The sequence below is a fragment of the Halalkalibacter sp. APA_J-10(15) genome, from assembly GCF_023017105.1.
In the GTDB taxonomy this organism is placed as follows: Bacteria; Bacillota; Bacilli; order Bacillales; family Bacillaceae_D; genus Halalkalibacter.
The window spans coordinates 106823-119095 of the sequence record NZ_JALKEV010000003.1 but is presented as its reverse complement, the minus strand read 5'-3'; the positions used below and the strand labels follow the sequence as shown (position 1 = coordinate 119095).

10 protein-coding genes are annotated in these 12273 nt (G+C 39.9%); all 10 read right to left on the bottom strand.

Going from position 1 to position 12273, the window contains the following annotated elements:
* Positions 1–103: 103 nt before the first annotated feature.
* The 10 genes from phaZ to MW695_RS04785 all read right to left on the bottom strand — a co-directional run bounded on the left by phaZ (position 104) and on the right by MW695_RS04785 (position 12260).
* Positions 104–982: an intracellular short-chain-length polyhydroxyalkanoate depolymerase gene (phaZ, locus tag MW695_RS04830; protein WP_247103895.1), complete on the bottom strand. Its 879-nt coding sequence runs from the start codon at positions 980–982 to the stop codon at positions 104–106.
* A 267-nt stretch (positions 983–1249) separates the two neighbouring features.
* Complete coding sequence (gene pyrE, locus MW695_RS04825; protein ID WP_247103893.1) at positions 1250–1882, bottom strand: orotate phosphoribosyltransferase; 633 nt, start codon at positions 1880–1882, stop codon at positions 1250–1252.
* Positions 1879–2592, bottom strand: coding sequence for an orotidine-5'-phosphate decarboxylase (gene pyrF, locus MW695_RS04820; protein ID WP_247103891.1), 714 nt, complete (start codon positions 2590–2592; stop codon positions 1879–1881). Before pyrF ends, pyrE begins: the two co-directional genes overlap by 4 nt.
* Entirely contained in the window at positions 2589–3503 is a 915-nt protein-coding gene (locus tag MW695_RS04815) for a dihydroorotate dehydrogenase (protein WP_247103890.1), read from the bottom strand. The genes pyrF and MW695_RS04815 overlap by 4 nt, the downstream gene beginning before the upstream one ends.
* Complete coding sequence (locus MW695_RS04810) at positions 3500–4279, bottom strand: dihydroorotate dehydrogenase electron transfer subunit (protein ID WP_247103889.1); 780 nt, start codon at positions 4277–4279, stop codon at positions 3500–3502. Before MW695_RS04810 ends, MW695_RS04815 begins: the two co-directional genes overlap by 4 nt.
* Positions 4280–4298: 19 nt before the next feature.
* On the bottom strand, positions 4299–7490 hold the full coding sequence (gene carB / locus MW695_RS04805) for a carbamoyl-phosphate synthase large subunit (protein WP_247103888.1): 3192 nt from the start codon (positions 7488–7490) through the stop codon (positions 4299–4301).
* An 18-nt stretch (positions 7491–7508) separates the two neighbouring features.
* Positions 7509–8597, bottom strand: a complete 1089-nt coding sequence (locus MW695_RS04800; RefSeq protein ID WP_247103887.1) for a carbamoyl phosphate synthase small subunit — start codon at positions 8595–8597, stop codon at positions 7509–7511.
* Positions 8594–9871, bottom strand: a complete 1278-nt coding sequence (locus MW695_RS04795; protein WP_247103886.1) for a dihydroorotase — start codon at positions 9869–9871, stop codon at positions 8594–8596. The genes MW695_RS04800 and MW695_RS04795 overlap by 4 nt, the downstream gene beginning before the upstream one ends.
* A 12-nt stretch (positions 9872–9883) precedes the next feature.
* Positions 9884–10801 (bottom strand): aspartate carbamoyltransferase catalytic subunit, encoded by a 918-nt coding sequence (locus MW695_RS04790; protein ID WP_247103885.1) that lies wholly within the window; start codon positions 10799–10801, stop codon positions 9884–9886.
* A gap of 163 nt (positions 10802–10964) precedes the next feature.
* A complete protein-coding gene (locus MW695_RS04785; RefSeq protein WP_247103884.1) occupies positions 10965–12260 on the bottom strand; it encodes a solute carrier family 23 protein in 1296 nt (431 codons plus the stop codon).
* Positions 12261–12273 lie beyond the last annotated feature (13 nt).

Sequence of the window (12273 nt, the reverse complement as noted above, 5' to 3'; positions counted from 1 at the left end):
ATCCTCTATCGCTATTTCCTAATTATTCTTTAGCGTAATGAGACCTCGATCGTTGAATAATACTAAATGCTACAACATTAATGGATTCGGTCAATCGCTAAGTCTATCCAAACATTTCATCGATACCTTTGAGTATTTCATCTAAATGATCAACGAGTGGAGAATGACCACACGCTTTTAACACTCTTAGTGTAGCATAAGGAAGTGAATTAACTATATCCTTTACATCTTCAAACTTAATAATTAGATCCTGCTCCCCCCAAAAGCACAATACTGGCACATTTATTTGTTTAATTTGTCCATCACCTTGGCTATACCCATTATACTCATTAGAAAGATTAAAATGAGCAAGAGCCCAGTATATATCTTCAAGATTTTGCTGCTTTAATGTTTCGTTAATTAGTAACGTAGATATGAAATTAGAGGGCTTCTTGTTTGTGTAAATGCCCAAATTCCACATATTATTTAAAGTAATAAAATCATTATTATGAATCGCTTTAGAAGGGATTGATACCTCAGGATCTTGAGCCATCTCGTCTTTACTATCATAGTATTTTCCAGTATTTGCACCTGATTGGTCCTTTTTTTGTAAGGGGGCTCCTTTGAAGCCTACTGGACTTAAAAGAATAATCCCTTCTACTAAGTCTGGATAATCAATACATAATTGTAAACAAACTGGACCACCAGCAGACCAACCAATAAGATATACCGTTTCGATATTCATGTAATTTATAAACAATTGAATATCGTTCGAGAGATCAGAAACTGTTTTTATGGGAGAATTGTAAGTACTGTCTCCAAAACCTCTTAAGTCCAATGCATAAACAGTATATAAAGTCGGGTTAATTTCTCTTAATAATGTGGAATAATGTTCACTTGAACACATATTACCATGAACCAGCAACACTACCTTTTCTCCGTATCCCTTTTTTTGATAAGCAATAACTTCACCATTAATTAATTTCGCTCTTTTTTTAGACATGATTAGTTTTATGGATACCTCCCCATAAATCATTATGAGTTCCATTTAAAATTGTACAATATATCGGTTAATAAAGGCCAGTTAAAGGTAAGTCGATTCCGGTTTCTCCATTAAAAAAGCGGACGGGGGAGCGAATTAAAAAACGAATGATCATGGCTATGCTCTCTAATCACAAAAAAAGCCAGTCGACTGTATCGCTTTTGCGAGACTTTGCCGAAAGGCTGAATAGTGATTAACTGAACTTCATAGCTTTTCAGTTTTCTATCGTTATTGCCCCATCCATTCAAGTGATTGAGGATCGTTTCTCCATTTGTTTAATTTAGCGACATCGGCTTGTTTAATGTATCCATTTTGACTAGCTACCTCAACCAATGTCGAATAATTCGTTAAAATATAAGTAGGGATATTCGCGTTTTGCATCGTCACTTCTGCTTTTTGGAATTCATATGTAAAGATTGCTACAACAGCTACAACCTCAGCACCAGCTTCCCTTAATGCTTCAGCCGCTTTAACGACACTGCCACCTGTAGAGATTAAGTCTTCAACTAGGACAACCTTCTGCCCACGTTCTACCTTGCCCTCAATTTGATTTTGCTTTCCATGACCTTTTGCACTACCTCGTACATAGGCCATTGGTAGCTCAAGAGCATCTGCTAAAAGAGCAGCATGAGGAATACCTGCAGTAGCTGTACCCGCAATCACATCTGCCTTTTTAATATGCTCGTTATATAACTCGACAAAGCCTTTAATAATATCTTTTCTAACAGAAGGAAAAGAAAGTGTTAATCGATTATCACAATAAATTGGTGATTTAATACCCGATGTCCATGTAAAAGGTTCATTCGGCTGCAAATGAACCGCTTCGATCGTTAATAAATGCTTAGCAATACTTTCTTTCACTTCGAGCCCTCCCATTGTTGCTTCATTATTTTATATACAGAAAAGGGATCATCTGCGGTCGTAATACTTCTACCGACCACAATTCCCCAGCTTCCAAGCTCTCTTGCTTTTTGTGGAGTAACAACTCGTTTTTGATCACCCTTCTCATCTTCGGCACGTCTAATACCTGGACAAACTGTATAAAAGGTCTCTCCACACGCTTCTTGAATGAACGGTACTTCTTGAGCCGAGCATACGACTCCATCTACACCACTCTTCTTAGCTAGTTGCGCATAGGATTGCACCACTTCAGTCAGTGGCTTTTCAATTAAAAGTTGCTTCTGCATTGTATCTTCATCTGTGCTCGTTAATTGCGTCACGGCAATTAGAACTGGGCGTTTTCTGCCAGAAAGAGTCCCCGCTTCAAGCCCTTCAACAGCACCTTCCATCATTCTTTGGCCACCTGCTGCATGTACATTGACGATATCAACATCAAGCGCAGCTAATTCCTTCATTGTCCGTTGAACGGTATTAGGAATATCATGAAGCTTTAAATCCAAAAAAATACGATGCCCTGCCTGCTTTAATTCTTCGATCACTTGCAGCCCTTCACGATAAAATAGTTCCATTCCTACCTTAACAAATAAAGACTCACGATTAAATGAACGTAGTAGCTCTAATCTCTTTGCACGATTGTCTAGATCTAATGCAATAATAAATGGACGTGTCATTCTTTCCAACTCCCTCCGATTAATTCATGAATCTCATTTACCTCTAATTCATCTAGTAAAGCTGGGAGTTCTCCTATAAGAGTCGGACAAATATAAGGGTCTGTAAAGTTTGCCGTTCCAATCGCTACCGCACTAGCACCAGCAAGCATAAACTCAACAACATCCTCTGCTGTTTGAATCCCACCCATACCAATAATCGGAATAGCTACAGCTTGGCTCACTTGATGGATCATACGGATCGCTACTGGCTTAATGGCTGGACCCGACAGACCTCCATAAAGGTTCGACAAAATCGGCTTTCGACGACGAATATCAATCCGACTTCCTAATAGTGTATTAATCATCGATAACCCGTCCGCACCAGCCTGCTCAACAGCACGGGCTATTTCAACAATATCCGCTACATTTGGAGATAATTTTACATAAACAGGAACTTCAGACACCGCTTTGACTTCCTTTGTTAACTGTGCAGCCACTTCAGGAATCGTACCAAAAGCGATTCCACCTTGCTTTACATTTGGGCAGGAAATATTTAATTCGATCGCTTGTACGTTAGGAGCTGTAGAAAGCTTCGCTGTTGTCGCTACATAATCATCAATTTCAGTCCCAGCAACATTAGCTACAATCGGAACATCATATCGTTCTAACCAAGGTAACTCATTAGCCATAACCCCCTCAAGCCCAGGGTTTTGTAAACCGATGGCATTTAACATACCAGCAGTCGTTTCTGCTACCCGCGGTGTCGCATTTCCAAATCGTGATTCAGCCGTTGTCGCTTTGATCGCAATCGCCCCTAATTCGCTTAAATCGTAAAAAGAGGCATATTCCTTTCCAAAGCCAAAGCAGCCAGAAGCAGGCATAATTGGATTTTTCAATGATAATCCTGGTAATTCGACCTTTAATCGGTTCATAATACAACCTCCCCTACTGGAAAGACAGGGCCATCAGTACAAACTTTTCGATAGCTCGTGCCTGATTCATCACCTACGACATGACAAACACAGGCAAAGCAGGCTCCGACACCACAGCCCATCCGTTCTTCAAGAGAGATATAGAGCTTTTGATCCGCATAACGATCAGATAATGCCTTTAACATCGGTGTTGGTCCACATGAATACATATAATCAAACTGAATCTCTTCATTTCGTAAAACATCTGTTACAAAGCCTGATGTTCCATACGTACCATCAGCCGTTGCTACATACGTATTTCCTAATTGACTAAATTCCTCTTCATAGAAAACATCACCGTTTGATTGAAAGCCGAGAATGTGAACGACATTCACACCCTTTTTCTTTAGCTGCTTAGATAAATAATAGAGAGGAGGGACTCCTATTCCACCTCCAACGAGGACAGCCGTTTCATTCGGCTTAATGTCCTCAATTGGAAAACCGCGACCTAATGGTCCTAAAATATCAAGCGAATCGCCTAATTTTTTTTCTGACAATCGTTTCGTTCCACTTCCTTCTACTCGATAAAGCATCTTGACCGTTTCTGCATCCAGGTCAACATCACAAATACTGATTGGACGTCTTAAAAGCAGGTCATCACTACTGCTTACTCGCAAGTGAAGAAATTGCCCAGGTGTTGTCATTTCATTTACAAGCGAACCACTACAAACCAATTCATATACATTAGATGTTAACGGTCGTTGCGATTGAACTGTTACAATTTCTTTCTTCATCATAGGTCCCCCCACTCCTTTTCTATAGCTTCAACTCTGGCATATGCTCCGAAGAAAATGTGATCGATTCAAGAACTCTTAACAGTGCCTCTGCTGTATCCATTGATGTCAAACATACGACACCATTCTCAACGGCTTCACGTCGAATACGGAAGCCATCTCGAGCCGGCTGCTTTCCTCTCGTTAATGTATTAATCACAAATTGTGCTTGTCCTTGTTGAATCACATCTAATAAATGTGGCTTTTCCTCACCAATCTTATTAACGATTGTGACAGGAATATGCGCTTCTTGAATAAATTGTGCTGTACCCGCCGTTGCCATAATATCAAATCCTAATCCATGGAAACGCTCTACAAGCGCTAAGGCTTCTTCTTTGTCTTTATCCGCAACTGTAAACAGAACAGATCCGTGCGTCGGAATTTGCATACCAGAAGCAACTAAGCCTTTATACAAAGCCTTCTCTAGCGTATGATCTCTACCCATAACTTCTCCAGTCGATTTCATCTCTGGACCAAGTGTGATATCAACTCTTCTTAGCTTAGCAAATGAAAAGACAGGAACCTTTACCGATACTTCCTTGGCCTCTTCCTGGTATCCAGTTTCATAACCAAGCTCAGGTAGCGACTTACCAAGCATTGCTTTTGTTGCAATATTCGCCATCGGTACTCCGGTAATTTTACTTAAAAATGGAACCGTGCGACTTGAACGTGGATTCACTTCAAGTACATACACTTCATCTTGATGCCAAACAAATTGAATATTTAACAAGCCGATAATCTTTAGTCCTCTTGCAATAGAGATAGTTCGGTCAATTAATTTTTGTTTTAAATGTTCAGGAACGGTTTGTGGTGGATAAACAGCAATTGAATCTCCTGAGTGTACTCCTGCACGCTCAATATGCTCCATAATTCCTGGAATAAAGACATTTTCCCCATCCGAAATGGCATCTACTTCAAGCTCTTTCCCAGTTAAATAACGATCGACAAGAACCGGATGCTTTGGATTAACATTAACTGCATTTGTCATGTAATTTAATAATTCTTCTTCTTTATAAACAATCTCCATAGCTCGACCACCTAAAACGTATGATGGACGAACAAGAACTGGATAACCAATCTCAGTCGCAATTTCAACTGCCCCCTCAACCGAAGTTGCTGTACGACCAAGTGGTTGCGGTATATCAAGCGATAGCAATGTTTGTTCGAATTTATCACGATCCTCAGCACGATCCATACTTTCTAGTGATGTCCCGATAATTGGTACGCCACGCTCTTCTAAATCAGCAGCTAAGTTAATTGCCGTTTGACCACCAAATTGAACAATAACACCTTCAGGCTTCTCCTGTTCATAGACATGCATCACGTCTTCTACGGTCAATGGCTCAAAATATAATTTATCTGAAGTGCTAAAATCTGTCGATACCGTTTCGGGGTTATTATTCATAATAATCGCTTCATATCCAGCTTCTTTAATCGCCCAAACAGTATGAACAGTCGCATAATCAAATTCAATACCTTGTCCAATACGAATCGGTCCTGACCCTAATACGAGAATACTCTTTTTGTCTGTACGTACAGATTCATTTTCTTCTTCATAGGTTCCATAAAAATAAGGTGTAGCCGATTCAAACTCCGCAGCGCACGTATCGACCATTTTATATACAGGAACAACCTTGTTCTTTTGACGGAAATCATACACCTCTTTTTCCTCTTGATCCCATAGACGAGCAATCGCTATATCAGAGAAGCCTTTTTCTTTAGCATGCTTCAATACGTCAACATCATTTTTTGAATCTTTTAGCTTTATTTCAATCTGAATGATTCGATGAAGCTTTTGCATAAAGAAGCGATCAATTTTGGTCAAATCACAAAGCGTTTGGACCGTTTCACCTCTTCTTAATAGCTCCGCTAAAATAAATAACCGTTCATCGTCCGCCTTAGGAATTCGATCCAATAATTCTTGAGATGCAATCGTCGTGATTTTCTTATCAAACAAATGATCATAGCCAGCTTCTAACGACCGCACTGCCTTCAGTAGCGACTCTTCTAAATTACGACCAATTGCCATTACTTCTCCAGTTGCTTTCATTTGTGTACCTAATGAACGGTTAGCTGAATCGAATTTATCAAATGGCCAGCGCGGAATTTTCGATACAACATAATCAAGTGCAGGCTCAAAGCTTGCATATGTCTTTCCTGTAATAGGATTCATTAATTCATCAAGGCTATAACCTACAGCAATTTTCGCTGCCATCTTCGCAATTGGATAGCCAGTTGCTTTTGATGCTAGTGCCGATGAACGGCTGACCCTGGGGTTGACTTCAATAATATAGTATTGGTCACTATGTGCGTCATGAGCGAATTGAACATTACATCCACCTTCAATTCCAAGTGCACGAATAATCGTTAATGATGCATTACGTAAACGCTGGTAATCACGATCCGTCAACGTTTGGCTCGGTGCGACAACAATCGAATCTCCTGTATGAACACCTACTGGATCAATATTTTCCATGTTACATACAACAATGGCATTATCGCTAGCATCACGCATCACTTCATATTCAACTTCTTTAAACCCAGCAATACTTTTTTCAACTAAACATTGTGTCACAGGACTATATTTCAATCCACTTGAAACAAATTCTTTGAATTCCTTCTCGTCATGTGCAATTCCACCGCCCGTTCCACCTAACGTATAAGCCGGACGAATAATTACTGGATAACCAACCTCTTCAACAAACGCAAAGGCTTCATCAAGGTTATGAACAATTTCACTTTCTGGAACTGGCTGATTTAATTCATGCATTAAACTTCTAAATAAGTCACGATCCTCAGCTTGCTTAATGGCTTCAAGATCTGTTCCAAGTAATTCAATTTGATAGCGTTCAAGAATACCTGATTCTTCTAACTCCATTGCCATATTTAAGCCTGTTTGTCCACCTAATGTCGCAACGATACCATCTGGTCGCTCTTTACGAATGATTTTACTCACAAATTCTAGCGTGATTGGCTCAATGTAAACACGATCAGCCATCGTTGTATCAGTCATAATCGTTGCAGGGTTTGAATTAATTAAAACGACTTCATACCCTTCTTCTTTCAATGCTTGACAAGCTTGTGTACCAGCGTAATCAAACTCTGCAGCTTGTCCAATAACAATTGGACCTGAACCAATAACAAGTATCTTATGAATATCTTTACGTTTTCCCATTTATGTCCTCTCCCCCTACTAGACGTGTAACGAACGTTTCTTGGCTGTTTCCATCATTGAAATAAATTGATCGAATAAATCATTTGCATCATGCGGTCCTGGTGAAGCCTCTGGGTGATACTGCACACTAAATGCCGGCGTATTTTTCACTCTAATTCCTTCTACTGTCCCGTCATTAACTGCTACATGAGTTAACTGTAATGATGTTCCTTGTAATGATTCAACATCTACCGTAAAACCGTGATTTTGAGCAGTAATGGCGATTTTCCCTGTTTCTAAATCTCGAACTGGATGGTTCGAGCCTCTATGTCCAAATCGCAATTTGCTCGTTGTAGCACCACCTGCGAGTGCCAATAGCTGATGCCCCAAACAAATACCAAAGATCGGTACGTTTCCAATTAACTCTTTAATCATTTCAATCGCTTCTGGCACGTCGACTGGATTTCCAGGACCGTTACTTAGCATCACACCATCTGCACCTAAACGAATGATTTCTTCTGCTGTTGTGTTATACGGTACAACTACGACATCACATTGACGAGCGATTAGCTCTTGTAAAATACCATGCTTCATTCCAAAATCAACTAACACAACACGGTTTCCTCTACCTGGAGCATGATAGGGATCTTTTGTAGAAACACGTTCAACTTGATCATGAGGGAAGTCAGCAGCCTTTAACTCATTGATAACAGAGGATACATCCACTTCCATTGAACAAATTCTTCCTTTTAGTGTTCCATGCTCTCTTATTAAACGAGTTAACTTACGTGTATCAATCCCTGCCAGGCCAGGAATATCCTTTGCTGTTAATAATTCATGCAAAGGCTCTTCTTCATGGCAATGACTTGGCTCAGGTTCATATTCCTTCACAATCAATCCATTAATGGAAGGCGTAATCGATTCAAAATCATCCCGATTAATACCATAATTCCCGATAAGAGGATACGTCATCGTCACAATCTGCGCACAATAAGACGGATCAGATAAGATCTCTTGATACCCAGTCATTCCTGTATTAAATACAACTTCTCCACTTAATTCTTTCGCTGATCCAAAGCCTTCGCCTACAAATACAGATCCATCTTCCAAAATCAATTGACGTTTCATGAGGTCACCTTTCCTTTCGCAAATACAAGTTTTCCACCTACAAATGTATATTCAGGCCATCCAGTGCATGACCACCCTAAAAATGGTGTATTTTTCCCTTTTGATAGAAAAGCCTTCGCACTAATTTCTTTTTCCTTTTCAAGATCAATAACGGTAAGATCTCCATGTGAGCCTTCTTTAAGAGTACCGAATGGTAAATGGAACGTTTCAGCTGGTTTAATCGTTAACCAATCGACTAATTGCTTCAAAGAAATCTTACCTGTTTGGACAAAGTTTGTATACAAGAGCGGAAAGGCTGTTTCTAACCCAACAATACCAAACGGCGCTTTCTCGATTCCTTCCGATTTCTCTTCGGCTGAGTGCGGTGCATGATCTGTTGCGATAAAATCAATCGTTCCATCTAATAACCCTTCCCACAACGCTTCACGATCTTCTTTTCCTCGAAGAGGCGGATTCATTTTATAGTTAGGATCAACACCTTCTATATCCTCATCACAAAGCAATAGATGATGTGGTGTTACTTCAGCCGTCACACGAATTCCAGCTTTTTTAGCATCACGTACGACTCGAACCGACTCCTTCGTGCTAATATGACATACGTGATAATGAGCACCTGCTGCTTCAGCTAACAGGACATCTCGGGCAATATGTACAGATTCACAAACAGAGGGAATTCCTTTTAACCCTTTTTCCTTTGAATAACCCCCTTCATGTACAGCACCACCATGAATTAACGTATTTTCTTCACAATGGGCAACAACAGCCATATTTAATTCTGCTGCTTTTTGCATCGCTTGAAGCATCATATCAGCAGATTGAACACCTACTCCATCATCTGTAAACGCAAACGCCCCTGATTCTTTTAAAGCAGAAAAATCCGTTAATTCTCTACCAAGCTGTCTCGTTGTAATGGCGGCATATGGCAGCACACGAACAATAGCCGTTTCCTTAATTCGATTTTGTAGCCATTCTAGTTGCTCTTTAGTATCAGGTACTGGACGAGTATTTGGCATAGGACAAATCGTTGTAAACCCACCAGCTGCTGCTGCATATGATCCTGTTTCGATCGTTTCTTTATGCTCCCCACCTGGTTCTCGTAAATGCACATGGACATCAACAAGTCCTGGAGCAATTAATTTCCCTGCTACATCTAGTTCTTTTTCAATTGGTTCATGTGTCTGAAATTGAATGCGACCATCAATTAAATAAATGTCTTTTTGAACGAATTCACCATCCGCTTGTAAAATGAAACCACCTATTAGTTTCGTATTCATCTCGTTCTCCTCCTACAATGATTGCTTTAGAATCGCCCGTTTCATAACGGCTTTTCGAACAGCAACTCCATTTTTCATTTGCTTAAAAATTCGCGAGTGCTTCCCTTCTACTAATTCATCTGCTAGTTCAACTCCACGGTTTACAGGTCCTGGATGAAGAATAATAGCATTTTGCTTTAATTGACTCTCACGAGCTAATGACAATCCGTATTGACGATGATACTCCTCTTTCGTATAAGACATGGATTGATCATGCCGTTCATGCTGAATTCTTAGAAGCATCACGACATCTGCTTGTGGAAGATACGTATCAAAATCGACATGCTCATATAAATGAGTATAACCTTCCATCCAATCAATCGGGCCAGCCACTTTCACATTAGCACCTAAGCGAGTGAGAGTCGCTGCATTAGAACGAGCCACTCGACTATGTCGTAAATCACCTGTTATAACAATATTTAAGCCTGCGAACGTTCCAAATTCTTGCTGGATTGTTAGCATATCAAGTAATGATTGAGTCGGGTGATGTCCACTACCATCACCTCCATTTACTATCGGAATGGATAATTGATCTTTAATTTGTTCGTAATATTCATTTTCTGGATGACGAATGACTAAGACATTAGCCCCAATCGACTCAAAAGTTTTCACCGTATCTAACAAAGACTCTCCCTTTTGAACGCTTGATGACTCTTCACTAAAGGATAAGACATGAAATCCGAGAAGCTTTTGCGCTACTTCAAAGCTATAACGTGTTCTCGTACTAGGCTCAAAGAATAAATTCGCAACGACAGCTTGTTGATTCGTTGTCCATTCATAACCTGTAGCAAATTGTTCAGCTTCTCCTAGCAGTTGTATAATTTCCATAGTAGTCATATTATCTAACGTTAAAAGATCTCCTCTTTGTTGCAACTCCATTGCTGTCATCATACTCATCATCCCCTTTTTAAAATTCTTACCTTGTGTTTAAGCTTTTCTGTAAAAAAATACCCTGAGAGTACGCTTCTCAGGGTATTAGAAATGAGAGAGGGAGTTCCCTCTTCAAAACGTAACACCTTTTGAAGTCTCTCTGTACTTCTTTTAAAAGGATCTTCTATTCATCTGTCTCAAACATCGATTTCTTTCCATAGCTAACTTCTTTATTTGGTAATACTTGATGCAGGATAATACCAATAATTGCTGCTAAAGCCATACCAGGGATTTCGATATGCTCATTTACTTGAATGACAGCTCCACCAATTCCAACGACTAGTATAATCGAAGAAATAATTAAGTTACGCTTCTCCCCAATATTAATCTTATTATCAATTAACATTCTTAAACCAGATGATGCAATGACACCAAACAGTAAGATCGATACACCGCCCATGACGGCTGTTGGAATCGATTCAATAAACGCCGCAAACGTACCAATAAATGATAGGAAGATTGCAATGACTGCCGCACCTGCAATAACAAACACACTAAATACTCTCGTAATCGCTAGAACACCAATGTTCTCACCATAAGTTGTATTAGGTGGACCACCAATTAACGAAGCAATAATTGTTGCTACTCCATCCCCCAATAATGAGCGATGTAAACCTGGCTTTTTAATAAAGTTTCGACCGACCACCTTACTAAGTACCATCTGATCTCCAATATGTTCAGAAATCGTTACGACAGCAATCGGTACCATAATGAACAAAATCGTCCAACTTAAACTAGGTGTATACGTGACAAATGGAACGATCACCTCAGGTGCAGAAATGAAATCTGCCTCTTTAACAGGGGTGAAATCAACAATTCCTACAATCAATGATGTGATATACCCACCGACAATCCCGAACAAAATGGGGACTAAACTAAAGAATCCCTTGAAGAAAATCGAAGCTAGAACGGTTATCCCAAGAGAAACGAGTGCTACAAATAAGAACGTTCCATTGTATTCCCCGGTTCCTTGTTCATTCATCGCCATATCAACAGCAACACCTGCTAGCCCTAATCCAATGACCATTATGACTGGTCCAACTACTATAGGAGGGAGGATGTTCATAATCCACTTTACTCCAATGGTTTTAATAACTAATGCAACGATCCCGTATACGATCCCAGCAAAAAAGCTACCAACCATCGCCCCTTCTGGACCACCAATTGCCATTGCTGAAATGATCGGTGCAATAAAGGCAAAGGATGATCCTAAGTAAGCAGGAACTTGACCTCTAGTTATGAGTAAATAAGCAATTGTTCCTAGACCACTTGAAAGCAATGCTACTGAAGGACTTAGATCGACTAAAAACGGAACTAATATCGTTGCTCCAAACATGGCAAATAAATGCTGGATACTTAATACGACCCATTTATCTAACCTTGGTTTCTCCTGAATGCCAATTTCATGATTTGATGCCATTGTATATCCCCCT

Coding starts and splice junctions, on each gene's coding strand:
- phaZ (WP_247103895.1), bottom strand. CDS start 982: ATGTCTAAAAAAAGAGCGAAATTAATTAATGGTGAAGTTATTGCTTAT.
- pyrF (WP_247103891.1), bottom strand. CDS start 2,592: ATGACACGTCCATTTATTATTGCATTAGATCTAGACAATCGTGCAAAG.
- MW695_RS04815 (WP_247103890.1), bottom strand. CDS start 3,503: ATGAACCGATTAAAGGTCGAATTACCAGGATTATCATTGAAAAATCCA.
- MW695_RS04810 (WP_247103889.1), bottom strand. CDS start 4,279: ATGATGAAGAAAGAAATTGTAACAGTTCAATCGCAACGACCGTTAACA.
- carB (WP_247103888.1), bottom strand. CDS start 7,490: ATGGGAAAACGTAAAGATATTCATAAGATACTTGTTATTGGTTCAGGT.
- MW695_RS04800 (WP_247103887.1), bottom strand. CDS start 8,597: ATGAAACGTCAATTGATTTTGGAAGATGGATCTGTATTTGTAGGCGAA.
- MW695_RS04795 (WP_247103886.1), bottom strand. CDS start 9,871: ATGAATACGAAACTAATAGGTGGTTTCATTTTACAAGCGGATGGTGAA.
- MW695_RS04790 (WP_247103885.1), bottom strand. CDS start 10,801: ATGATGACAGCAATGGAGTTGCAACAAAGAGGAGATCTTTTAACGTTA.
- MW695_RS04785 (WP_247103884.1), bottom strand. CDS start 12,260: ATGGCATCAAATCATGAAATTGGCATTCAGGAGAAACCAAGGTTAGAT.